The 22,098-nt window shown below is 67.8% G+C and carries 22 protein-coding genes and 1 pseudogene; 7 read left to right on the forward strand and 16 right to left on the reverse strand.

Going from position 1 to position 22,098, the window contains the following annotated elements; translation table 11 throughout:
* Window positions 1-15: 15 nt before the first annotated feature.
* A complete protein-coding gene (locus ABZT04_RS30865) occupies window positions 16-312 on the reverse strand; it encodes a hypothetical protein (RefSeq protein ID WP_356060270.1) in 297 nt (98 codons plus the stop codon).
* Window positions 313-443: 131 nt separating this feature from the next.
* Between ABZT04_RS30865 and ABZT04_RS30870 the strand changes: the two genes are divergently transcribed.
* Together ABZT04_RS30870 and ABZT04_RS30875 are read left to right on the forward strand one after the other, a co-directional pair.
* The gene (locus tag ABZT04_RS30870) at window positions 444-575 is read left to right on the forward strand and encodes a hypothetical protein (RefSeq protein ID WP_356060271.1); all 132 of its coding nucleotides are present in this window, start codon (window positions 444-446) and stop codon (window positions 573-575) included.
* A gap of 340 nt (window positions 576-915) precedes the next feature.
* Window positions 916-1,824, forward strand: coding sequence for an alpha/beta hydrolase (locus ABZT04_RS30875; RefSeq protein ID WP_356060272.1), 909 nt, complete (start codon window positions 916-918; stop codon window positions 1,822-1,824).
* Window positions 1,825-1,998: 174 nt separating this feature from the next.
* Here ABZT04_RS30875 and ABZT04_RS30880 read toward each other — a convergent pair whose 3' ends face one another.
* Window positions 1,999-2,196, reverse strand: a complete 198-nt coding sequence (locus ABZT04_RS30880; RefSeq protein WP_356060273.1) for a ferredoxin — start codon at window positions 2,194-2,196, stop codon at window positions 1,999-2,001.
* 23 nt (window positions 2,197-2,219) lie between these two features.
* Complete coding sequence (locus tag ABZT04_RS30885; protein WP_356060274.1) at window positions 2,220-3,440, reverse strand: cytochrome P450; 1,221 nt, start codon at window positions 3,438-3,440, stop codon at window positions 2,220-2,222.
* Window positions 3,441-3,638: 198 nt separating this feature from the next.
* Between ABZT04_RS30885 and ABZT04_RS30890 the strand changes: the two are divergent.
* Window positions 3,639-3,968: pseudogene (locus ABZT04_RS30890) on the forward strand (thioesterase domain-containing protein); the annotation flags it as partial.
* A 174-nt stretch (window positions 3,969-4,142) separates the two neighbouring features.
* On the opposite strand, the gene ABZT04_RS30895 reads toward ABZT04_RS30890, so the two are convergent.
* Window positions 4,143-4,886 carry an alpha/beta fold hydrolase gene (locus tag ABZT04_RS30895; RefSeq protein WP_356060275.1) on the reverse strand — a complete coding sequence of 248 codons (744 nt, stop codon included), beginning with the start codon at window positions 4,884-4,886 and terminating at the stop codon, window positions 4,143-4,145.
* Window positions 4,887-5,929: 1,043 nt separating this feature from the next.
* Window positions 5,930-6,316: a metalloregulator ArsR/SmtB family transcription factor gene (locus tag ABZT04_RS30900; RefSeq protein WP_356060276.1), complete on the reverse strand. Its 387-nt coding sequence runs from the start codon at window positions 6,314-6,316 to the stop codon at window positions 5,930-5,932.
* A 107-nt stretch (window positions 6,317-6,423) separates the two neighbouring features.
* Between ABZT04_RS30900 and ABZT04_RS30905 the strand changes: the two genes are divergently transcribed.
* From ABZT04_RS30905 to ABZT04_RS30915, 3 genes are all read left to right on the forward strand, one after another.
* Window positions 6,424-8,385, forward strand: a complete 1,962-nt coding sequence (locus ABZT04_RS30905) for a heavy metal translocating P-type ATPase (protein ID WP_356060346.1) — start codon at window positions 6,424-6,426, stop codon at window positions 8,383-8,385.
* Entirely contained in the window at window positions 8,382-8,801 is a 420-nt protein-coding gene (locus ABZT04_RS30910; protein ID WP_356060277.1) for a (2Fe-2S) ferredoxin domain-containing protein, read from the forward strand. Before ABZT04_RS30905 ends, ABZT04_RS30910 begins: the two co-directional genes overlap by 4 nt.
* A gap of 394 nt (window positions 8,802-9,195) precedes the next feature.
* Window positions 9,196-9,936, forward strand: coding sequence for a class I SAM-dependent methyltransferase (locus ABZT04_RS30915; protein ID WP_356060278.1), 741 nt, complete (start codon window positions 9,196-9,198; stop codon window positions 9,934-9,936).
* 29 nt (window positions 9,937-9,965) lie between these two features.
* On the opposite strand, the gene ABZT04_RS30920 is transcribed toward ABZT04_RS30915, so the two are convergent.
* The 4 genes from ABZT04_RS30920 to ABZT04_RS30935 form a co-directional block, all read right to left on the reverse strand.
* Complete coding sequence (locus tag ABZT04_RS30920) at window positions 9,966-11,414, reverse strand: alpha/beta hydrolase-fold protein (protein ID WP_356060279.1); 1,449 nt, start codon at window positions 11,412-11,414, stop codon at window positions 9,966-9,968.
* 42 nt (window positions 11,415-11,456) lie between these two features.
* The gene (locus ABZT04_RS30925) at window positions 11,457-13,130 is read right to left on the reverse strand and encodes a carboxylesterase family protein (RefSeq protein ID WP_356060280.1); all 1,674 of its coding nucleotides are present in this window, start codon (window positions 13,128-13,130) and stop codon (window positions 11,457-11,459) included.
* Window positions 13,131-13,394: 264 nt separating this feature from the next.
* Window positions 13,395-14,354: a LysR family transcriptional regulator gene (locus ABZT04_RS30930; RefSeq protein WP_356060281.1), complete on the reverse strand. Its 960-nt coding sequence runs from the start codon at window positions 14,352-14,354 to the stop codon at window positions 13,395-13,397.
* A 146-nt stretch (window positions 14,355-14,500) separates the two neighbouring features.
* On the reverse strand, window positions 14,501-14,851 hold the full coding sequence (locus ABZT04_RS30935) for a hypothetical protein (protein ID WP_356060282.1): 351 nt from the start codon (window positions 14,849-14,851) through the stop codon (window positions 14,501-14,503).
* A gap of 125 nt (window positions 14,852-14,976) precedes the next feature.
* Here ABZT04_RS30935 and ABZT04_RS30940 point away from each other — a divergent pair, with 125 nt between their 5' ends.
* Window positions 14,977-15,210 carry a hypothetical protein gene (locus tag ABZT04_RS30940; RefSeq protein WP_356060283.1) on the forward strand — a complete coding sequence of 78 codons (234 nt, stop codon included), beginning with the start codon at window positions 14,977-14,979 and terminating at the stop codon, window positions 15,208-15,210.
* Window positions 15,211-15,460: 250 nt separating this feature from the next.
* Here the strand turns inward: ABZT04_RS30940 and ABZT04_RS30945 are convergent, their stop codons facing one another.
* The 7 genes from ABZT04_RS30945 to ABZT04_RS30975 form a co-directional block, all read right to left on the reverse strand.
* Window positions 15,461-16,252 carry an alpha/beta hydrolase gene (locus ABZT04_RS30945; RefSeq protein ID WP_356060284.1) on the reverse strand — a complete coding sequence of 264 codons (792 nt, stop codon included), beginning with the start codon at window positions 16,250-16,252 and terminating at the stop codon, window positions 15,461-15,463.
* Window positions 16,253-16,259: 7 nt separating this feature from the next.
* On the reverse strand, window positions 16,260-16,694 hold the full coding sequence (locus tag ABZT04_RS30950; RefSeq protein ID WP_355909072.1) for a VOC family protein: 435 nt from the start codon (window positions 16,692-16,694) through the stop codon (window positions 16,260-16,262).
* 139 nt (window positions 16,695-16,833) lie between these two features.
* Window positions 16,834-17,235, reverse strand: coding sequence for a Rieske 2Fe-2S domain-containing protein (locus ABZT04_RS30955; RefSeq protein ID WP_356060285.1), 402 nt, complete (start codon window positions 17,233-17,235; stop codon window positions 16,834-16,836).
* A gap of 21 nt (window positions 17,236-17,256) precedes the next feature.
* Window positions 17,257-18,057 (reverse strand): SDR family oxidoreductase, encoded by an 801-nt coding sequence (locus tag ABZT04_RS30960; protein ID WP_356060286.1) that lies wholly within the window; start codon window positions 18,055-18,057, stop codon window positions 17,257-17,259.
* A 28-nt stretch (window positions 18,058-18,085) separates the two neighbouring features.
* A complete protein-coding gene (locus tag ABZT04_RS30965; RefSeq protein WP_356060287.1) occupies window positions 18,086-19,345 on the reverse strand; it encodes an alpha/beta hydrolase in 1,260 nt (419 codons plus the stop codon).
* 54 nt (window positions 19,346-19,399) lie between these two features.
* On the reverse strand, window positions 19,400-20,218 hold the full coding sequence (locus tag ABZT04_RS30970; protein ID WP_356060288.1) for a dipeptide/oligopeptide/nickel ABC transporter ATP-binding protein: 819 nt from the start codon (window positions 20,216-20,218) through the stop codon (window positions 19,400-19,402).
* The gene (locus ABZT04_RS30975) at window positions 20,211-22,055 is read right to left on the reverse strand and encodes a dipeptide/oligopeptide/nickel ABC transporter permease/ATP-binding protein (protein WP_356060289.1); all 1,845 of its coding nucleotides are present in this window, start codon (window positions 22,053-22,055) and stop codon (window positions 20,211-20,213) included. Before ABZT04_RS30975 ends, ABZT04_RS30970 begins: the two co-directional genes overlap by 8 nt.
* Window positions 22,056-22,098 lie beyond the last annotated feature (43 nt).

Below are 22,098 nucleotides of genomic sequence, written 5' to 3' on the forward strand. Positions count from 1 at the left end.
TACAGGTGGTGCGGGTCAGGAGGAGAGGTGCCAGACCTGGGCGGAGCTGCCGTTGCAGTTCCACATCTGTATGGGGTCGAGGTTCGCGGTGTCCGAGGAGCGGTCGTCCCCGCACAGGGAGGAGTCGACGCCGAGGCCGTTGGGCGTGCCGGGGCCGGTGGGGCCGTCGTAGCCGGTGGTCGCGTCGCACAGGTAGGAGGTGCTGGGCGCGCCGGCCGGCGCGTCCTCGCGTCGCCCGAACCGTCGCCGGTGCCCCAGCTGTTGGAGATGACGTTGGCCATGCCGACGTCGAGCGACGCCTCGACGCCCCACCCGGTGCCCCCAGCAGGGTAGTTGCTCTGCCGGCCGCTGCGTCGACCTTGCGGAAGCAGCCGTTGGTCGTGGTGCACGCGGGCAGGCCGTACTGCGAGCGGTACGTGGCCAGGTCCGACTCGAGGTTGGGGTTGTCGGCCAGTTCCGTGACGGCCACGGTGACGCTGCCGCCCTTCGAGGCCGGTATGAGCGTCAACGCGTACGTCGTGCGCGTGGCCCGCCGCGCCGCCACCCTCGACGCCGCGCGGCAGGGAATCCAGTGACCACTTCGGCAAGATCCTCCTGCTGCCGTAACGGCCGGAGACCTCCGCTCCACCGGGCCCGACCCGCGGACAAGGGCGGAACGGCGAACTATAGGGGTGGGTTAGGGGGACGGAACACTCCTCCGCCGCCCTAGCGTCTGCGCAGCGGGGTCGAGCTGTGGTGGCCGGGGGCCACCTGGCATCCGGTCCGGTCCATCCGCGCGATGCGCGGCTGCTGTGCGGTGGGCCGGTGGACAACGCCGTACGTTTCGCACCCCACCCCCACCGCCTCCGCTGGCGCGAGCCGCCCGGCGTTCGCCCGCATCGTCGGCACAGACGAATCCGGAATGGGAGTTTCCTGATGCCACTCGACCCCTCGGTCAAGGCCGTCCTCGACATCCTTGACTCCGCCGGCGACAAGCAGCTGCACGAGCTGCCCATGCCCGTCGCGCGGGCCGCCTACGATCAACTCGCCGGGTTCGGCGGCGAGCCGGCCGTTGTCGCCCGGACCCAGCACACTTCCGCCGACGGCGTCCCCGTCCGCCTGTACTGGCCGGACAGCCCCGGCCCGCACCCGGTCCTGCTCTTCGTCCACGGTGGTGGATGGGTGCTCGGCAGCCTGGACGGCTACGACGGCGTCGCCCGGGACCTCAGCGTGCACGCCGACTGCCTGGTGGTCAGCGTGGGATACCGGCTCGCCCCCGACCACTGCTTCCCCGCCGCGGTCGAAGACGTCATCACCGTGGCCAAATGGGTGTTGAGGACCGCCGAGTCGTTCGGCGGCGACGCCGACCGGGTGGCGGTGGCCGGCGACTCGGCGGGCGGCAACCTCAGCGCGGTCCTGGTCAACGAACTGCCCGGCAGGTTCCGGGCACAAGCACTGCTCTATCCGGCAACGGACCAGACCAGGCAGCACCCTTCGATCCGGGAGAACGGTGAGGGCTATCTGCTGACCGAGGGCACGTTGCGCTGGTTCAGCGAGAACTACCTGGGCGACCAGGACCCACGCCACCCGTGGGCATCGCCGCTGTACGCCGCGGACGAGGTGCTCGCGGCCGCCCCGCCGACCCTGGTCGTCACCGGCGAGTTCGATCCGCTGCGGGACGAGGGCGAGGCGTACGCGGCACGGCTGCGGGCGCTCAGCGTCCATGTGGAACACCGGCGCTACGACGGCATGATCCACGCCTTCTTCTCGATGCGGGGCATGGTCCCGACCGCCGGAGAGGCCCTGAACCAGGTGACCGGCTTCCTCCGGGACGCCTGGAAGTAGGCCGCCGCGGGCGCGCCGACTGATCCCGTCGGTCGGGTGGGCGGTGCCGAGCCCGGCACCGCCGTACACCGCCGTCGTGGCTGAGCGCCGTGGCGGGAGGAACGGCGCCGAGGAGACCTGGTGCCGTCAGAGGGTGAGGGCCATGTGGTGTGGCCCTCACCGACTTCGATCGGGTCAGCTCTCCATGACCCTGATCGCGGACCCGGGGCAGACGATGGCCGCCTCCCGCACCGCCTCATGGGTCTCCAGCGGCGGCGACGCCGCCAGCACGATCACGCTGCCGTTGTCCTGGTCCTGGTCGAACACCACCGGAGCGATCTGCACGCAATGGCCGGAGCCGCAGCACATCTCCTGGTCGACGACTACGCGCATGACTGCCGTCCTCTCTTGTGATGTCACCACTTGACCGGCAGATCTTGCAGGCCACCGATGATGCGGTTCTCGCGGCGCTTGAGTTCCGTGGGATGAACAGCCAGGTCCAACGTGGGGATGCGATCCAGCAAGGTGTCAAGGACCGTATGCAATTCCACGCGGGCCAGCGACTGGCCGACGCAGGCGTACGGCCCGGCGCCGAACGCCAGATGCGGGTTCGGCGCGCGCCGCAGGTCCATCTCGTCCGGCTCCTCGAAGGCCTCGCCGTCGCGATGAGCGGACGCCAGGCTGCAGATCACCGTCTCGCCCGCAGGCAGGACCGACCCGTCTATCTCGGCCTCCTCGCTGACGTAGCGGGGGATGCCGAACCGGGGAAGGTCGTAGCGCAGCACCTCCTCCACGGCGGTGCGGATCAGCGACCGGTCGGCGAGCAGCGCCTCCCAACGGGAGCGCTCGGACAGCAGGATGGCCGTCATCTTGGTGATCATCACAGCGGTGGTGTGGTAACCGGCGATGAACACCTCCATGCCGGTCTGGATGATCTCGGCCTCAGTCAGCCGGCCCTCGCCCTCGTCGTCCTGGTGGAGAAGGTCGCTGATCAGGTCGTTGCCGGGGTTGACGCGCTTGTCCGCCACGAGCGCGGTGAAGTAGTCGGTGAAGTCCTGCTGAGCCTTTTCGATGACCTCCGGGCTGTTGGTATGACTCAGCCGGGTGTCGGCGAGGTTGGTGAACGTCTCACGCTCCTCGTAGGGCACGCCCAGCAGTCGGCAGATCACGCCGATCGTCATCGGGAACGCCATCACCGACGCGAGGTCGGCGGGCGCCGGCCCAGCGACGAGGTCGTCGACCAGGGAGTTCGCCCACCCCTTGATCCAGGGGCGCATGTCGTCGCTGCGCGCGGCGGTCAGCGCCCGCAACACCAGCCGCCGCCAGCGCAGATGCCCCTCGCCCACGCGGATGTCGGTGGCGCTCAGACCCTGCCTGCCGAAGGGGCCTCCCGTCTTGCTGACCCGTGCCGCGTCGTTCGCGGTGAGATAGCGGTTGAACCGCGGATCCGCGAGCATGGCGCGAACGTCCTGGTAGCGGGTGAGGAGCGTGGCCTGGTCCCCACTCGGCAGCCGGACGTGGGCGACCGGGCAACCGGACCGCAACTGCTCCAGTTCTTCGGCGGGTTCGAGGGGACTTCGCACCTCGAACGGGTAGTCGGACACCGCGCCTGCTTCTATCTCATTGCCCTCGGTCACGATGGCGAGTTCCTTACATTCAGCCGGGGTGGATGCTCGCCGAGGCTAGCCACTGCCCCACGGCGAAAGCGCTTGCCAGAACGTTTTAGGGGGCGGCCAGAGCGTGCTTAGGGGGCCGGTAGGGGCCGCCCTGATGCCGTCGCCTGACAGGATTTTCGACCCCTCAGCAATAGAGTTCGGCCCGGCCATGCCGACTCGATGAACCACGAAATCTCCTCAACGGCAACGGCAACGGCATCGACGGTCCGGCCGGGGACTGTACATCCGTTCGCGGACGAACTGGCCGCCGACTGGAAGGTCTCCACCCTGGTGGCACCCGGGTGCACGGTGCACTCCGCGGTGTACTCCACGCTGCCGGAGACCCGCGAGGTCCTGATCACCACGCCGGCCGACGCGGTGGTGCAGGAGTACATCGGTGACTCTGTCTTCGCTCTCGCCGGCTTCTCCTCCGGAGGCGTACTCGCCTACGAGATCGCACGGGAGCTGCACCGGCGGGGCAACGACTCTTCGGGCGCGGTGCTGCTCGACCGGGAGCCACGAGGACTGGCCATACCATCGGGGCGACCACTTCGGCATCATGGACCGGCAGTTCGTCGCGTCCACCGCCGCAGACGTACGTGCACGGCGGTTGGCGAGTGTGACCGGCCGGGCCGAGTGGGGAATGCGGCAGGGGCGCCGGAAAACCCATACCCCCTGCCGTTCTCAGGCCGGTATCGCGGCCGAGATCTTCGAGATGACGTCCGCGGCGTGCGTGTCCAGATAGAAGTGCCCGCCCGGCCAGATCCGCAACTGGAAAGGGCCGTCAGTGTGCCTCTCCCAGGAGTTGGCCTCCGCGGCCGACACCATCGGATCCGCGTCGCCGATGAACGCCGTCACCGGGCAGGTGAGTTTCGGCCCCGGCGCGTACACGTACGTCTCCGCGGCCTTGTAGTCACTGCGGATGGCCGGGAGCACCATCGCGGTCATCTCGGGGTCGTCGAAGATGTCGGGCGCGGTACCGGCCAGCGACCGGATCTGCTTGATGAGATCTTGATCGCTGCGCTCGTAGACGCGCTCGTTGCGGTTGAGGTCGGGAGCCCGGCGCGAGGACACGAACAGGTGGGCGAGCTTGACGTCTTCAGCCTCCAGGCGCCGCGCGACCTCGAAGGCGACGGTCGCGCCGAGGCTGTGGCCGAACAGGTACAGCGGTTGTTCGGTCAGCGGCCGGATCACCTCGGTGATCTCGTCGGCCAGTTCGGCGACTGTCTCCCGGAGCCGTTCCAGCCGCCGTTCCTGCCGACCCGGATACTGGATCGTGAGCACTTCGACGCCTGGTGAGAGCGCCTTCGCCACGGGCAGGTAATAGCTTGCCGCACCACCGGCGTGCGGCAGGCAGACCAGTCGGGCGGACGCGTGACCCGCCGGGCGGAAGCGGCGAATCCACAGGTCGGGGTCGACAGCTTGCATGGGATCGGGTCTCCTCGTCGGGTCTCTCAGGCAAGGGGAAACACGGCGATGCTATGTGTGCCCCTGGAGGATCAGGACCCCTAACTCGTACGACGTGGGGTTCGGTCTAGGGGTGTGGTCATTCGTCCGGCCCCGACTCTCCAGGTGTGACCAGATGCAAAGGGGAGGGAGTTGACGCTCATCCGGCTGCGGGGCGGCGATGACAGGGTTCGCCTCCGTCTCGCACCCATCTGGAACCGTTTTCTGTGACTCACCATGTGGAGTGCGTGGCGATCCTTGAGCCGGTGGCCAAGGTGTCCCTGACCTGTGGTTTTGTGTCAGCGCATTATGTGCGGTGTGGGCGTTACGGGCGAATCGTGACGCCGAAATGACGCTCGTCCTGATGGGTGTCAGGCGACCTGTTGCGCAGGCCAGGCCCTGTCAAGGTGGCGAGTAACGATGGTGCGCCGAGGGCAGGCGACGCTCAGTGCAGAGCTGCTGGTTCCTTCTGGTCAGCTGTCCCGGAAGAGACCAGTGAACGGGGTGACCTGCAGTGATGGGCGGTTGATGACAGCTGACCTGCGCGAATGACCTTTCCGCTGTTTCGCGTTCGTGCCGGTTGATGCGGCCGGAAGTCCCCGAAAAGTCCCGGAGGAGCCCCATTGCTGACGGACATTGTTTCGGCTCTATCCGCTCACGTGGGGCTCGTCGAACGTTCCATTGTCGTCGAGGAGAATCCGCACGCGCGGAGCTGACGGACTCGATTGCTGTCAGCCTTGCCGTGAGTCGGGGAGAGGAGTAACTGTCCCAGGCCGGGTAACGGCTGAAGTCGTGGGTCGAGTCGACGCTCTCCGGTGGACGCACGCGTGTGTACGGGCGTGGATCATTTTGTGGGATCTCAACGCACCTGTCATATATCGAAGTTGTGACCTGGTTCTCTATGTCGACTCACACCAATGCCCACGTGCTGTCTCAGGGCGTGGCCATTTCCTGGGTCTCGCTCTTGAGCGGGCTGCGGTTCGAGAGGGGGGTGGCTGGGCGCCGGGGGCGGAGTGGGTGCCCGGCTACGGCCCGGCCGGTTCTTCGTCGGCGGCAACCAGGGTGTCGCGGATTCCCATACGCAGATGCTCGACGTGGAAGAGCGCCTGGTCGAGAAGTTCGGCCACGTGGTTGTCGTAGAGGGCGTAGACGATCGAGCGGCCGTGGCGTTCGCCGGTGACCAGTCCGAGGTTGCGCAGGAGGCGGAGCTGGTGTGAGCAGGCGGAGGCTTCCATGCCGACGGCGTTGGCGAGGTCGCTGACCGAGCAGGGGCCCTCCTGGAGGCGGGCCAGGATGTACAGCCGTGAGGGCGTGGCGAGGGCCTGGAGGGTGGCGGCGACGTCGGCGGTGCCGACCGCGTCGAGGCGCTCGCGGGTGGTGGCGCTGCTGGCGGTGTCGGTTCCGTGGCCCATGCGGACATCATACCGAGTACGAATGAAGACCTGTTCAGGTGTTCCTGTATGGTGAAGGCTGTTGCTCCATCCGCCCGTGAAGGGTTGTTTTTGTCGTGTCTTCCGTCCTGGATCAGAGGCCGACGTGCGCTGTTGCCGGGCCGCGCCCGGTAGTGCCCCGGCGCCGTACGCGGGTGCTGGCGCTACCGGAGGCCCGGTGGGCGCTGGCAGCGCTGGTCCTGTTCTTGGTCGCTCTCCCGCTCAGCCTGCTCGACGCCCCCGCGTGGACGTGGGCGCCGCTGTTCGCCGTCACCTACATCACGGGCGGCTGGGAACCGGGGTGGGAGGGCCTGAAGGCTCTCATGGACAAGACCTTGGATGTGGATCTCCTGATGGTGGTCGCCGCCCTCGGCGCCGCCGCCATCGGTCAGGTCCTCGACGGGGCGCTGCTGATCGTCATCTTCGCGACCTCCGGCGCCCTGGAGGCGGTGGCGACCGCGCGCACCGCGGACTCGGTGCGTGGACTGCTCGACCTCACCCCCTCCACCGCTACCCGGCTCCTGCCGGACGGTCGGGAGGAGCTGGTCCCCGCCGAGTACCTGCGGATCGGGGACACCATCCTGGTACGGCCCGGCGAGCGAGTCGGCGCTGACGGGCAGGTCCTGGAAGGGGCCGGCGACGTCGACCAGGCCACCATCACCGGCGAGCCCCTGCCGGTGGCCAAGCAGGCTGGGGACGAAGTGTTCGCCGGCACCGTCAACGGCACCGGTGCGCTGCGCGTGCGGGTCGAGCGTGATCCGGCGGACTCGGTGATCGCACGGATCGTGAAGATGGTCGAGGAAGCCTCCGAGACCAAGGCCCCCACCCAGCTCTTCATCGAGAAGATCGAGCAGCGGTACTCGATCGGCATGGTCATCGCGACCCTCGCCGTCTTCGTCGTACCGCTCGCCTTCGGCTCTGACCTCCAGCCTGCCCTGCTCCGGGCGATGACCTTCATGATCGTCGCCTCGCCCTGCGCGGTGGTCCTCTCCACGATGCCGCCGCTGCTGTCCGCCATCGCCAACGCCGGACGCCATGGCGTGCTGGCCAAGTCCGCCGTCGTGATGGAGCGCCTGGGCCAGGTCGACGCCGTCGCCCTCGACAAGACCGGCACCCTCACCGAGGGCACCCCTCGCGTCACGGACATCCGTCCCCTGCCCGGTTCCGGCCTGGACGACGACGATCTACTGGCTCTCGCGGCGGCGGCCGAGCACCCCAGCGAGCACCCACTTGCCCGCGCCGTCGTCCTGGCCGCCCGCGACCGCGGCCTCGGCATCGCGGTAGCGGGTGACTTCTCTTCCGTACCCGGTCAGGGCGTCACTGCCGTCATCGCGGGTTGCACCGTGCAGGTCGGCTCCCCGGCCCGCCTCACCCGGACCGGCGCCCCGAAGCCGGAAGACGTCGTGCAGTCCCTCGAACGCGAAGGGCGTACTGCGGTGATCGTCCTGCGCGACGGCGCACCGGTCGGGGTGCTGGGCATCGCCGACCGGCTCCGCCCCGACGCCAAGGCGACCGTGACCGCGCTCACCGAACTCACCGGCCGCACACCGGTCTTGCTGACCGGCGACAACGAACGCGCCGCCCGCCACTTGGCGGCGGAGGTCGGCATCACGGACGTACGCGCCGGCCTCCTGCCCCAGGACAAGGCCGCCGCCGTCAAGGAATGGGAGACCGAGGGGCGACGGGTGTTGGTGGTCGGCGACGGCGTCAACGACGCCCCGGCCCTGGCCGCCGCACACACCGGTTTCGCCATGGGCAAGGCCGGATCCGACCTCGCTCTGGAGACCGCCGACGCCGTCGTCGTCCGTGACGAACTCGCCACGATCCCCGCCGTGGTGACCCTCTCCCGCCAGGCCCGTCGCCTGGTCATGCAGAACCTGGTCACCGCCGGGGTCTTCATCACCGCGCTGGTGGCATGGGACCTGATCGCCACGCTCCCATTGCCGCTCGGTGTCGCCGGACACGAGGGCTCCACTGTCATCGTCGGCCTCAACGGCCTGCGCCTGCTGCGGGAACGCGCATGGCCCCGACCCGCCAAGGACACGGCATGAGCAAACGCCCCCGACGCGCCCGCACGGCCGCCCCCGACGCGGCTGCCGGTGCCCGCTGCACGGTCACCGTCTGCCGCGGGTGCTGCTGCGGAACCCTGACCAAGGTCCCCCGCCTCGACCACGAAGCCCAACTCGCCGACCTGCGAACCGCGCTGGCCGGGGTGGCGATGATCCGGCGGACCGACTGCCTCGACGCGTGCGAGCGCGCCAACGTCATCGTCATCCAGCCCTCCGCCGAAGGCCGCAAGGTCGGCGGGCGACCGGTCTGGCTCGGCCAGGTCAACGACCCGGGCGCCACCGCCGACATCACCACCTGGGTCGAAGAGGGAGGCCCCGGCCTGGCCGAACCCCCCGACATCCTGGACCTCTACACCTTCCAGCCCTCACGGCGCGTCCGGCACGAACTCGAAGACTGATCCGCCTCGGACGGTCTCCTCTGCTCTGCCTTCGCGGCTGGGTGAACTCGGGGTCGGTCAGTGAACCTCGGGACGAAGGCCAGCCAGTGAATGGGTCAACGCCAAGGTCGGCTTCTGGTACTGAGGCGCGGAAGCGGTCCGATGAACAACTGACGGTGCTCATCGTGTTGGTGTTCGGCGTCCTGGTCCGCGCCGACCGCCTTCGGGTAGGGGATCTTGAGTGTGGTCGGACAGCTCGCCGACGGCATTACCCGGTCAGGTCACTGACATCTGTCTGTGGTCCGGGCGCCGACGCCGGACGGCCTGCGGACGGTGAACGCCGCGCCGAGAAGCCCGGGCCGGGGCAAGGTAAATGCGTCGACAGCGCCCGCCGCACCCGGCAGAGTGGCCGCCCGTGACGAGCAGTGAACTGTGGACCCGTGCGACCGCCGACCGCTACGACGCCGAAGAGACCGAGATGACCTCGGCCGCCGTCCTCGGACCGACACTCCACTTCCTCGCCGAACTCGCCGGAGACGGCCCGGCACTGGAGTTCGCCATCGGAACCGGACGAGTGGGCGTCCCGCTGAGGGAACGCGGCGTGCCGGTGGTGGGCATCGAACTGTCCGAGCACATGACAGCGGTCCTGCGGCGCAAGGTCGACGAGAGCATGCTCCCGGTCGCCGTCGGGGACATGACCACCACCGTCGTCCCCGGCGAGTTCACCCTGGTCTATCTCGTCTACAACACCATCACGAACCTGCTCACTCAGGACGAGCAGGTCGAGTGCTTCCGCAACGCCGCGCGACATCTGCGGCCCGGCGGCCGATTCGTCATCGAGCTGGGCGTACCACCGCTGCGGTTGCTGCCGCCCGGCCAGGTCGCGGTGCCGTTCGACGTCTCCGAGCGGCATCTCGGCTTCGACACCTTCGACCTGGTCGAGCAGATTCTCGTCTCGCACCACTTCACCCGCGACGGCGACGACGGCCGCTACCGCCGCGGCAACTCCCGTCACCGGTACGCCTGGCCGGCGGAACTCGACCTGATGGCACGGATCGCAGGGCTCGAACTGGAACGTCGCGTCGCGGACTGGGATGGAGCACCGTTCACGCAGGACTCCGCACAGCACATCTCCGTGTGGCGCAAGCCGACCTGAGGGCGGGTGTGAGGTGTGGGGGCGCCGGGTCACCCCGTCACGGGCGGGAAGAAGGCGGTGCGAGTGAGGAAGTCCCTGATCAACTGGCGCCAGACGAACCATTCGTGGCCGCCGTTGACGAAGTCCGCGGTCAGTCCGACGCCCTTCTCGGCCAGGGTGGACACCACGCGGGCGTGGTAGGAGTGCCCCGCTCCGTGCACGCCGCTGGGCGTGACGCTCGGTTCCTGCCAGCCGCCGCCGACGAAGACTCCCGTCTTTTTGATCGCCGCCACCTGCGCGTCAGTGATGTCCGAGGCGTCCGGGACGGTGAAGGGGGCGATGACGCCGGGGCTCAGCACCCCGTAGAAGCCGAACCGGTCGGTGTGCTGGAACAGCAGCGACATCGCGACCGAGCCGCCGAAGCCCTGTCCGCCCACGGCCCGCTGGGCGGGGGAGGTGGAGACACGGTAGTGCGACTCGACGTAAGGAATGATGTTGTCGGTCACGTTGGCGTCGAAGGCCGGATATCCGCTGGAGTCGTCCGTCTCTCCTAGGGAGTTGGGCATCACGACCACCATCGGCTGGATCTGCCCGGTGTCGATGAGTGTGTCCAGGATGTTGGACACATCGCCCTGGGTGCTCCAGTCCGTCTCGTTGTCACCCCCGCTGAACAGGTAGAGCGTCGGATACGGCTTCGACCGGTGCGTGTCGTAGCCGGGCGGGGTGTAGACGGCCAGGCGGTTCGTGCCCGCGGGAATGATCGGGCTGGACGTCGGATAGCTGATGTCTGTCAGCTTGCCCTGCTCGCCGTCGGCGGGAGCCTGCCAGCCGTAGTCGACCGTCCCGAACTCGGGATCCGAGGGAACGTAGACCTGGCTGAGGGCCTGGGCCGAGCCGGTGGTCCGGCCGCTCCTCGTGTTCCACGGCGGGTTGCTCGGATCGGCCACTTGAGCACAGCCGGTCTGCGTCGAGCTGGAACAGTCTACGTAGAAGCCGTAGTTGAAGACTCCGGACGGCAGCGGGACCGTGTAGGACCACACGCCTGTACGGGAGTTCTTGGTCATCGTGGTCACCGGCCAGTTGGCCGCGGAGGAGTTGGGGGAGCCGATGGGTATGTCGCCCGGTTCCCACTGCGCGGGCAGCAGCCCGGGTGTGGCGATGGTGGTGTCCTTGTCGCCGGCCAGGGCGGAGAGCTTGTAAGGGTTGGCGAAGTACCACTCGCCTTTGATCTGGACGCTGGTGGCGTCGGGGTCCCTGTAGCGGAACGTGACCTGGTAGCCGGTGGGTCCGGTGCCGGTGTGGACGACCTGCGGGGCGAGGCCGTGTGCGGTGTCGGATCTCTTGTCGGCGTGTGCCGGGCCACCGCCCGCGGTGAGGACGAGCGCGGCGGCCAGGACCGCGAGGGTGCGGAGCGCCGCTGTGCCGCGGCCCGTGAGGAAGGAGAGCATGGCGGTGGAACCTCCAGAAGTGGGGCGGGAGTTGGCGGGCTCCCGCCCCATGGGACGGACGCTGGGCCGGACGCCGGCTGCCGTGGGCGACCGTCAACTCGTCGGCAGGCTTGCCCAGAAGGTGAGGTCGTGCTCGGCGGCGAAACCGTCGCTGACCTTGGAGCACGCCGCCGGCGCCTTGTTGCTCGCCGGGTCGGTGTCACATGCCTTGAGGGACATGAGCGCGCCCGTAGCGGGTTTGTACGTCGGCCAGTTGGGCGTCCGCGCTCCGTTGGGGTCGCCGGAGGCGGCGAAGTCACCCCAGTAGGTGATCATCTGCCGGGACAGTTCCAGTTGGTCGTCGTCGTACGGCAGGGTCTGGCCGAGGTAGTCCCAGATGTAGCCGAGGTCGTCGACGTGGATGGCGCCGCCGAAGGGGAAGTCGCGTGCCGTCGTGCTCTTCTGTTGGAGGCGGTAGATCGAGGTGAAGTGCGGGGTGTCGTTCTCGGCGAACTCGTAGGCGTAGGTGGGCACATAGCGGGACAGTGCGGTGAACAACTGCCGGCGTGTGTAGGAGGTCGAGCCGTTCTGGACGGCGGTCCAGGCCTCACCCGGTGTCTTGTAGGCGCTGAGCGGATACTCCGCGAGCACCTTGTCGGCGTTGGCGCCGTACGTCGCGCGCACCTGTTGCTCGTACACGGCGGCCGTCATCGGAGTTCCGAGATAGTCGTAGTTCTGGAAGGTGAACAGGCCGCGTTCGCTGTTGGTCTGGCCGAGCATCACCGGGACACGGTTGAAGTTCCCTGTCTGGACGGCGGTTTGGGGGTTGAGCGGGAAGGCCGTGCCGCCGACGGACGGTGAGATGCCCGCCGTCTTCTGTGCGGCGAGGAGTTCGGCGGCGGGCTTGGCGCGCAGACAGGCGAGGACGTCGGAGGCGGTGTCGCAGCCGACGGTCTTCACGAACGTGGCGCTCTGTGTCTGCCCCGCGGCGGCCGTCTGGAGACTGCAGCCGCCGCTGACGATGACGGCGTGCGTGAACAGGCCCTTGGCGGTGGGCGAGGCCAGTTCGTCGCAGACCGCGCTCGCGCCCGCGGACTGCCCGGCGATGGTCACGTTCTTCGGGTTGCCGCCGAACTGGGAGATGTTGGTGTGGACCCAGCGCAGGGCGGCCTGCTGGTCGAGCAGTCCGTAGTTGCCGGGGCCGTTCTTGTTCTCGGTCTGGAGCTGGGGCAGGTTGAGGAAACCCAGGGCGCCGAGGCGGTAGTTGATGGTGACGACGACGGCGCCCGTCTGGTCGACGAACTTGCGCGGGTCGGTGTCCTGGCCTGCGCCGCCGGTGTTGCCGCCGCCGTGGATCCAGACCACGACGGGTGCGTTCGCTTTGGCCTTGTCCGGGGCGTACACGTTGAGGGCGAGACAGTCCTCGCTGGTGATGGTCTTCTCGTAGCCCGGGTCCCAACCGCTGTTCTGCGCACACCGGTTGGCGAAGGCGGTGGCATTGCGCACCCCGGACCACTTGGCCACGGGCTGCGGGGGCTTCCACCGGTTGGCGCCGGAGGGATCGGCGGCGTACGAGATGCCGAGCCACTCGTCGTAGCCGGTCCGGCTGTCGCCACGGACCTTGCCCGCGTCGGTCCGCACCACCAGCGAGGAGGGGTGCGTGGCGGCGACGGGGCCTGCTCCGGCGCGCAGGGCGTCCGCTGCGACGGGGGACAGCAGCCCCAGGCCGAGTACCCCCACGGCGGCGAAGGCGATGGCGGATTTGCTGAACGGTCTCGTTGTGGTCATGGTTCCCAGCTCCTGACTCTGTGATCGGGAACGGTGAACTGCGTGGGGGAGAAGGGGACTTGGGCGAAGGACGACCTCGACGGACAGGGCGTCGACGCCGTGCGCAGGGGCGGCTGCCAACCGGTGAGCCCGGTGCGGAGGGTGTGCCGCGAGCGCTGAGTGGTGTCCGGGCGTGCCGGTGTGTCTACGAGAACCTAACCGTCCGGCAAGATTGTGAGCAATATGTGCGACGAGATTTTCAGCAATCGCTGAGTGGCTGTCCGCTCAGGAGATGCCCTGCATGATCTTTGACGCGGGCAGAGCCGGCGGGGTGGCTTTGCGGCGGAAGCGCTCGGCGAGGAAATCCACGAACAGGCGGACCCGGGCCGGGCTCTGATCGTCCGGCAGACGCAGGGCGTACAACAGCCGTTCCGGTACCTCGGTTCCCGGCAGCACACGCACCAGGGAGCCGTCGGCGAGTTCGTCCTTGATCTGGCCGACCGGCAGCAGCGCGATCCCGCGGTCGGCCAGGGCCGCCTTACGGAGACTTAGGTAGCTGTTGGCCGAGTAGACCGGGTCGCTGATCTTCAGGTGGACGTCGTGCCCGGCGTGCCGTAGGTGCCAGATCTGGTAGTTGGTGTTGACGAGGCAGTCGTGGTCGGTCAGGTCGGTCACCTCGGCGGGCTGTCCCTTGCGCCGCAGGTAGCCCGGTGACGCGCACAGCTTGAAGTCGAGGTCGGCGATCTTCCGCAGGACGACATTCTGGTTACGTACATGGCGGGTCGGAAACGTCACATCGCCGGTGTGGAACGCCACGTCGAAGCCGTGCTCAAGAAAGTCGTAGGCGCGCTCGGACAGTCCGTTGACCTCGAACCGGATATGAATCTCCGGGTATCGGGCGGAGAACTCGATGACGGCGTCGACGACGTCTTTGCTGCCCACCCACTTGGGCCCCATTATCGCGAGGGGACCTTCGAGCTTGTCGTGCATGTCGCCCAGTGCGGCCTGTTCGTGATCGATCTCGTCGATGATGCGCTTCGCGAACTGCGCGTACCGTACGCCGGCGGGAGTCAGACCGATGGCCCTGGTCGTACGGTTGACGAGCCGTACTCCCAACTTCCTTTCCAGCTCGGCCACATGACGCGATACAAGCGAACCCGAGATCCCCAACTCACGGCCTGCCTGGCGGAAACTGAGGGCCTTGGTCACGCCGACGAAGCTGCGCATGATGGTCAACTGGTCCATCCCACTCCCTCCTCGCCCTTGAGGACATCTTTCGTCATGTGACCATCTCGTCGATTTCCAGGTCAACACGGGGGACCTACCGGTGGCGCATCTTCTGAATGCACTATTGGCAGGCCCCTTTGACTTGGCTTCACCGGTGGTCGGGCCTACGGCGGATCAGCGGTGGGGTGCGGCGCGGGGTCGCTCACCTGGTGTCCTCCGGGCCGGCCGAGGGCCGCATCCGGGGAGCCCCCGAGCTCGGCAGCCGGTGACCGATGTATGGAACGTACGGAGCGCGTCGCCGGGGCGAGGCCGAGTCCGGCGCGGGCCCCGGCCGCGTTCATCGCGGCGCCCGAGAGCGGGCCGCCGATCGGGCTGGACCCGTGGAAGCACACCGTCCACAACGCCATGATCCGGCCGCGCATTTGCGGACCAGCCGTCAGTTTCAGTGTGGCGTTCCCGCCCGACATGAACATCATGGTGCCGGCGGCCACCAGGATCGGCACGGCCAGTTCCACGGCCAGGTCGGTGGTGAGCGCCGCAGCCGCCAGGGGGATGCCCGTGTCTGCCGAGGACAGGACCAGATATCTGGGGACCCGTCCACCGGCGGCCCGCCGCCGGGCCGGTCGACATCGCCGCGGTCATGAACCCGAGCCCCGCCGAGCCCACCCGCAGCCCGCTGTCCGCCATACACGGCAGTGAGACCGGCCATTCGAACGCCGGACAGCCGACCAGACCCGTCATCGCCGGCGGCACCGTCAGTCGGCACGAGCCTGATGGCGTTGACCAGGAGCAGCCGCTGACTCCGGACGCCGCGATCAGCCCTTCGGCGATCGCCGGCTCCACCACCCGTGCGAGATTGACCGAGGTTGCGTAGAGGGAGACGGCGTTGACCAAGCGCTCGGCGCCCGCTGGTTCCAGGAGCCTCGACTTACGGGGCGGCTTCTCGAACGCGCCGCTCACTCCCAGCACCAGGGACTGAACGGCCAGCAGATACTCTGCACAGCGGCCCTCACGCCGACCACAGTGGCCGAGTGCGTGAGCGTCAGGACCAGCCACGCCTGCGCAGCCCCCCGCATCCAGCCGCCCACCGGCGACACCGGCCGGCCGTCAGCCGGCTTCCCCGCTCATGCCTGGGGGTAGAACCGCTCCAGGATGTTGTCGACCACGGAATTGAAGCGTTTCGGGTTCTCCCAGTAGTCCGAGTGCGGTGCGCCCTCGACCATTTCGACGTTCGCTTCGGGCAGCAATTCCCTGAGGCGGTCGTAGGCGGGCGGATACATCATCAGGTCGGCGGTGCCCTGGATGAAGGTGATGTGCACGCCGGCGTTGATCGCGTCGCGGATCTGCTGCACCCGGATCGAGTTCTTGACGGAGTTCCGGCTCGGCGTCGAGCGGCCGGGACCGGTTGTGTTGATGCTTCCCATCTGGAAGAAGAGGAAGACCTTCTCGGGCTCCTTCTCCTGGAACTCCTTCAGGAGCAGGAAGTCCTTCACCGGAAGGTCCCGCACCGCGGCGCGGCCGATGTCGTCGAGTTCGGAGATCTCGTCGCCGACCGGGCTGAGGTTGCTCGCCATCACCGCGCCCGCGACCCGCTCCGGGTGGGTGACGGCCAGCTTCAGCGAGCCGTAGCTGCCCGCCGACTGGCTGAGCAGCAGCGCCCGGTCGAGGCCGGCGTGGTCCAGCACGGCGAGGATGGCGTCGGCGTATTGGGCGTTGTCGTACTCGCCGCTCTTCGAGCGGGAGAGGCCGTAGCCCGGGAAGTCGATCGTGATGACCTGGTAGCGGTCCTGGAAGTGGGGGACCTGCTGCCACCAGGCCAGATGATTGCCGCCTCCGCCGTGCAGGAGCACGAGCGGGCGGCCCGCACCGTGGGACTCGTAGTAGACGTCGAGTTCGTCCGTCGTCGCGTAGGGCATGTCCCGGTCACCAGTCCCGGTTTCCGTGCCAGGCGATCTCCAGGCCGTGCCCGTCGGGATCGATGATCATCGCCGACCTGGACTTGTCCTGCGGGCGCTCCTTGTAGTCCTCGTACGGAATACCGAGCCGGTCCAGGTTGGCGACGAAGGTGTCCCAGTCCTCGACCTCGACACAGGTGTGGAAGAGGTGCTCGCCGCGCCGGTGGTCCACCGTCGAGACCGGGATCTCGACCGAGGGGTAGAGCTCGAAATGGAGGTGGAAGTTGCCGTTGCTCATCAGCAGCGTGGTGGCGTCCGGTACCCACTTGCTGACGTTGATCGGCGTCAGGCCGAACACATTCCCGTACCATTCCGCGGTTCGCCTGAGGTCGGTGACCGGGACGTTGGTGTGGTGAATGCTGTGCGCGAGCACAACCTTCTTCGCGTCTGATTCTTCGCTCATTTCCGTCCTTTGCATCCGGAAGAATTGCTGCTTTTCGAAGTGAGGGAGTGGCTAATGTTGTCCCTCTTTGTCGAAGGTAACAGTCGAAATGCCGACTGAGTAGCCCGTCTATTGGAATCCGAGTGATGTGCGATCTGCATCAGAGGCGGGTGGGTCGATCCGTGTCCGCCGGTACCTGTACGAGGACCTCGTCCCCGCGGACGACCACGTCGTAGGTCTGGAGCGGGATGCGGCACGGCAGCTTCGTCGCTTCCCCGGTCGTCAGGGAGAAGCGCCCGGCGTGGAACGGGCACTGGATCTCCAGGGTGTCCGGATGCACATCGCCGATGTCGAGCCAAATCGTCCCGTGGGTGCAGATGTTGGCGACGGCGTAGATGTCGCCACGGACGGCCAGTGTCAGGATCTCGTGGTCGCCGACGGTCGTGACGATGCGTCGGCCTTCGTCGAGCAGCTCCCTGACGGAGCCGACGCGCACGAGCTGCTCGGCGGCCGCGTCCGAGTCGGTGCGGCCCGCCGCCCTGTCGGGGCCGCGGTCGGTCATTGTCGCTGGTCCTCTCTCGGATCAACCGGTGACGACCCCGCCGTTCACGTCGATGACGGTCCCCGTGACGAACGAGGCCTCGTCGCTCGCCAGGTACATGATCGCGCCGGCGACGTCCCGGGGAGCGCACATGCGTCCCAGCGGGGTCTTCGCCAGCAGGTCGGCACGTACCAGCGGAGGCAGGGTGTCCAGGTCGGGCACATCCTCCTCGATGTGCCCGGTGGCCACCACATTGACCGTGATGCCGAAGGGCCCCAGTTCCCGGGCCATCTCGTAGGTCAGCGAGATCAGCCCTCCGCGGGCGGCGGCGAACGACGGGTTGAGGTCCCACCCCCCGCATCTGCCGTCGCAGGTGGTCAGGTTGATGACGCGCGGCGCATCACTCTTCTTGAGGTGCGGCAGGGCCGCCTTCGTGTTGAAGAAGGCGTCCTCCGTGACGTCCATGGAATGGCGCCAGATCTTCCTGTCGGTGTCTTCGAGGGTGTGCCGTTCGTGGGAGCCCGTGCCGTTCACGACGACGTCTATGCCACCGAATCGATCGCTGATCCAGTTCAACACGTCTTCCTGTGTGCTCTCTTCGGTGTAGAGCTCCGGTGCGTCGGCGAGATTGTCGGCGAGCCTGAACTGCGGATCCTGTGCGAAGCCGACGACCTGGTCCCCGTACTTCGGATCGAGTTTGGCGATGGCGCCGAGTGCCTTCTGGTGAAATCCGCTCAGGATCGCCACCTGCATTCCGGCTTCGAGCGCCGTCCGTACGATGGCCAGTCCTTTCGCGCCCACACCACCCGAGATGATCATGGTTTTGCCCTTGACGGTCAACATCTGTTCCACGCTCTCTGTCGGTCCGGAATCAGGCGCAAATCCCAGGCCTTTCTTGAATCCACCGGTCGACGAAGTCGTAGGTGGACCTCATGGTGTCGCCGAATTGTCCAGGATGGTCTTCCAGTGCAGTCATCGGCTTGAACTGATGATTGGCCCCCTCGATGAACGCCAGCGTCCTGTCCTCGCTGGTCGCGCTCTCGAAGATGGTTTCGGCCGCGGCGAATTCCCAGCCGGCGGTCATCCCCATGACGAGGAGCGGCGCGGCGATGCCGCGGACGTTGCCCACGGCCGTGTTGTAGCTCGACGACCAGTCGACTCCGCGGAGACTCGATTCGTCGTATCCGTAGGCGTCGGTGGTCCGCACGGCGTACGAGTCCAGGAAGGTCCGTACGGTGGTGGCCAGTGCGCCGGAGTGGTACGAGGCGGTGTACGACCGGTCGTTCTGGGGCGGCCGAACGCACCTGATCACTTCCCGGGACAGCGATCCGTCCGCCCGGAGCAGATCGCGTGCCTCCCTCGACCGTGACATCAACCGCGTGTCCTGCGGATACAGCTTGTTGTTGCGGAAGCCGTGTGCCGCGCCCGGAACGATGAAAGGCTCGTCGTCGGCATATCGACCGGAGCCGCTCTCGATCAGCCGCAATCGCCGCAACGCCTCGTCGATCAGACGGTTGTTCCGTACGCCCTGTTCGTGCTGGAACGCGCGGATGAACTCGTCCGGATATGTCGAGCCGTCAGGGGAGAAGCCGTTCGCGGGATTGAACAGGTCGAGGCTCGCGTCGATCCGTACACCTCCGTCTTCCGAGACGACCGCGGGATCCAGGCTCAACAACCGCATCGCCCCGTTGCCCCAGTTGGAGTCCAGGAGCATGAGGCCATCGGCGGGCGGCAGGCCGTCGAGCGTGGTCGAGCACTTCACGAGCTTCTCCGGGCCCGCGAAGGCCTTGGCGCCGTTCTCAGCGAGATTCTGATAGGCGCTCAGCAGCGTTCCGCCGCCGCTGTGGCCCAGCAGAATGACCTTCTCGATACCCGGAAAGCTCCTCAGGAAGCGGATCGCATGGCTGACATCGACGAGTTTGCGGTCCAGGCCGGCATTCTTTTCGGCGACGTTCGCGCACAGGACGTGGTACCCCCGTGCACTCAGTTCGTCGCCTGCCGAGAAGGACAGGTAGTCCGCATCGGAGTGCATGACGAGGACGGCGATCCCGGCCCTGGCTTCACCACGTGGTCGGTACAGGGCGCCGGGCACTCCGTGGGCGAGCCGGATCAAAGCGGCGTTGTGCTCCATGTTTTCGTGAATCTCCCGTCTTGAATGTGTGTCCGGCGACGAGGCGGCCGCGTTTCAGCCGGCTCGCCGCGCGTCGGGGTCCGGAATCAGAACGGCGTCGAAGAGCCGCCGCGTGTAGGGGCTCCAGGCGGTGCGGTCGTCGTCCTGGCTCGCGAACACATCGACGATCCGGCCCTGTTCGAGGACGGCGACACGTCGCGCGATGTATCGGACGACCGCGAGATCGTGGGTGATGAAGAGGTAACTGATCCCCAACTCAGCCTGCAGATCCGCGAGAAGGTTGAGCACCTGTGCCTGGATGGAGAGATCCAGCGCGCTGACGGCCTCGTCGCAGATCACCATCGCGGGACGTGTGATCACCGCCCGCGCGATGGCGACTCGTTGCCGCTGTCCGCCCGAGAGTTCCGCGGGACGGCGCTGCGCCGTCTCCGGCGGCAGCCCCACCCGCTCCAGTGCCTCGGCGACGCGACGCCGCCGCTCCGCCCGAGTCAGTCCCCGCTCGTGCACCAGCAGTCCCTCCTCGACGATCGAGCCGATGCGCCGGGACGGGTTGAGGGATCCGAAGGGATCCTGGAAGACGGTCTGGACGACGGACGCCAGTTCTCTTCGGTCGGCCAGGTGGCGGGTCGTGACGGGAGAGCCATTGACGCGGATGGTGCCGCTCGTCGGCCGTACCAGTCCCTGGATCGTCCGCGCGATCGTCGTCTTGCCCGACCCGGATTCACCGACCAGACCGAGCGTCTCACCGCGCCCGATCTCGAACGTCACTCCGTCGACCGCGCGGTACGGCGGCCTGCGGTGCCTCATGCCGTAGTCGACCACCAGATCGCGGACCGACAGCAACTGCTCGTCGGGGCCTCGGACTTCAGACATGCGCCACCCCCTCCCGCAGTTCCGTGCCGTGCACGCATCGGCTCGCGTGCCCGGTCTCGTCCACGTCCAGATACGACAGGGGCGGGTGCGCTCCGCACTCGTCCGCGGCCATCGGGCAACGCTCCGCGAATCGGCAGCCGGGTGGCCGCTCGTGAGCCGACGGCATCCGTCCTGTGATGACCAGGAGCCTCGAACCCCTCGACTGCAGATGCGGATCCGCGCGACGCAGGGCCGCCGTGTACGGATGCGCCGGATGCTTGAGGACGTCGCGGGTCTCGCCGATCTCGACGATCTCGCCGGCGTACACGGTCAGTACTCGATCGCACATGTCCGCGACCACACCCCAGTCGTGGGTTACCAGGACGATCGCCAGTTCGCGCTGTCGCCGAAGTTCCTTCAGCAGCCCCAGGACTTCCTTCTGGATCGTCACGTCCAGGGCGGTCGTCGGCTCGTCCGCGATGAGCAGGTCCGGTTCCCCCGCCAACGCCAAGGCGATCGCGACCCTTTGGGCCTGGCCGCCGGAGATCTCGAACGGATACTTCCGGAACGCTTCCTCCGGAGACTGGATACGGACCGCCTCAAGCAGCCGCAACGCCGCTTCGCGCGCCTCCTGCCTGCCCAGACCGCGGTGGCGGCGGACGGCCTCGACGAGTTGGTTCCCGATCCGGAACATCGGGTCGAGCGCCGACATCGGATCCTGCCCGACGTACGCGATGCGCTTGCCGCGTATCCCGGCGAGAACGTCTTCGCCGGCGGTCACCAGATCGACGCCGCCGAGCATTACGGCGCCTTCGACCGTGGTGTTGCGGAAGACGCGGACCAGGGCGCGCACCATGACGGATTTCCCGGCTCCGGACTCTCCTACGAGTCCCAGGACCTCGCCACGACGGACATCGAAGCTCACGTGGTCGACCAGTTTCACCGGCTGGGCGCCGACCGTCGAGACCGTCAGGTCCCGCACGCGGAGCAACACACCGTCCTCGTCCGTCCCGACGACGCCTCCCGCCGGGAGACCGCTCGCCCGACTTCCCACCCGCTGACGAGGCACCAGCACCACGCCGCGCACCGCACGCCGCAGCCGGCGCGAGCGGCGCCGTGCACCGGCCGGACTCTGGACGACCTCGCCGAGCACGCCCAACGCGACGATGGTCACCGCGATCGCCAGGAGTGGAGGAAGCATCATCCACGGATCGGAGGTCAGGTACTGCGTCGCGTCACTCAGCATTCCGCCCCAACTGGGCGCGGGTGGCGCGACGTCCAGGCTGAGGAACCCGAGGCCGACCTCGGTCGTCAGCGCCACCGCCGCGATCATCGAAGCCTGCACCCTGATCAGATCGGCGAGGCGTGGCGCGAGATGCCGCCGCACAACCGCCCGGTGCGACAAGCCGGTCGCTCGCGCCGATGTGACGTACAGTTCGCCGCCCAAGGTCAAGGTCGCCCCGCGGACGACGCGGTAGATGATCGGGCTCAGGAAGACCGCCGTGGCGGCCATCACGACGTAGAGGTCGTAGGGGAAGACGGCGAACACGACGAGACTGATCAGCACCGGCGGCACGGACTGCAGGACGTCGAAGACCGCGGACACCGCGTCGTCGAACCGCCCCCGGAGATATCCCGCCGCCATGCCGGCCGAGCCGCCGAGGACGACGGTGAGCACCACCACGATCGCCGTGGCCACGAGCGTCGGACGGGCGCCGTACAGAAGCCGCACCAGCAGCTCCCGGCCGAGTTCGTCGGTGCCCAGGAGATGACTCCCGCCCGGCCCCTGGAAAGGTGCCGAGAGGTTCTGCACGTCGCTTCCCCCCGGCGCGATGACCGGCGCGAGAAAGGCGGTCAATACCACGAGGGCAATCCACGCGTACGCACAGCAGGTCACCGTA

The organism is Streptomyces sp. NPDC005492 (assembly GCF_040605995.1).
In the GTDB taxonomy this organism is placed as follows: domain Bacteria; phylum Actinomycetota; class Actinomycetes; order Streptomycetales; family Streptomycetaceae; genus Streptomyces.

Excerpts from the sequence above, each read along its gene's own strand:
- ABZT04_RS30875 (WP_356060272.1), top strand. The coding sequence starts at position 916 with ATGCCACTCGACCCCTCGGTCAAGGCCGTCCTCGACATCCTTGACTCC.
- ABZT04_RS30880 (WP_356060273.1), bottom strand. The coding sequence starts at position 2,196 with ATGCGCGTAGTCGTCGACCAGGAGATGTGCTGCGGCTCCGGCCATTGC.
- ABZT04_RS30895 (WP_356060275.1), bottom strand. The coding sequence starts at position 4,886 with ATGCAAGCTGTCGACCCCGACCTGTGGATTCGCCGCTTCCGCCCGGCG.
- ABZT04_RS30900 (WP_356060276.1), bottom strand. The coding sequence starts at position 6,316 with ATGGGCCACGGAACCGACACCGCCAGCAGCGCCACCACCCGCGAGCGC.
- ABZT04_RS30910 (WP_356060277.1), top strand. The coding sequence starts at position 8,382 with ATGAGCAAACGCCCCCGACGCGCCCGCACGGCCGCCCCCGACGCGGCT.
- ABZT04_RS30920 (WP_356060279.1), bottom strand. The coding sequence starts at position 11,414 with ATGGGGCGGGAGCCCGCCAACTCCCGCCCCACTTCTGGAGGTTCCACC.
- ABZT04_RS30925 (WP_356060280.1), bottom strand. The coding sequence starts at position 13,130 with ATGACCACAACGAGACCGTTCAGCAAATCCGCCATCGCCTTCGCCGCC.
- ABZT04_RS30930 (WP_356060281.1), bottom strand. The coding sequence starts at position 14,354 with ATGGACCAGTTGACCATCATGCGCAGCTTCGTCGGCGTGACCAAGGCC.
- ABZT04_RS30940 (WP_356060283.1), top strand. The coding sequence starts at position 14,977 with ATGAACCCGAGCCCCGCCGAGCCCACCCGCAGCCCGCTGTCCGCCATA.
- ABZT04_RS30945 (WP_356060284.1), bottom strand. The coding sequence starts at position 16,252 with ATGCCCTACGCGACGACGGACGAACTCGACGTCTACTACGAGTCCCAC.
- ABZT04_RS30950 (WP_355909072.1), bottom strand. The coding sequence starts at position 16,694 with ATGAGCGAAGAATCAGACGCGAAGAAGGTTGTGCTCGCGCACAGCATT.
- ABZT04_RS30955 (WP_356060285.1), bottom strand. The coding sequence starts at position 17,235 with ATGACCGACCGCGGCCCCGACAGGGCGGCGGGCCGCACCGACTCGGAC.
- ABZT04_RS30960 (WP_356060286.1), bottom strand. The coding sequence starts at position 18,057 with ATGTTGACCGTCAAGGGCAAAACCATGATCATCTCGGGTGGTGTGGGC.
- ABZT04_RS30965 (WP_356060287.1), bottom strand. The coding sequence starts at position 19,345 with ATGGAGCACAACGCCGCTTTGATCCGGCTCGCCCACGGAGTGCCCGGC.
- ABZT04_RS30970 (WP_356060288.1), bottom strand. The coding sequence starts at position 20,218 with ATGTCTGAAGTCCGAGGCCCCGACGAGCAGTTGCTGTCGGTCCGCGAT.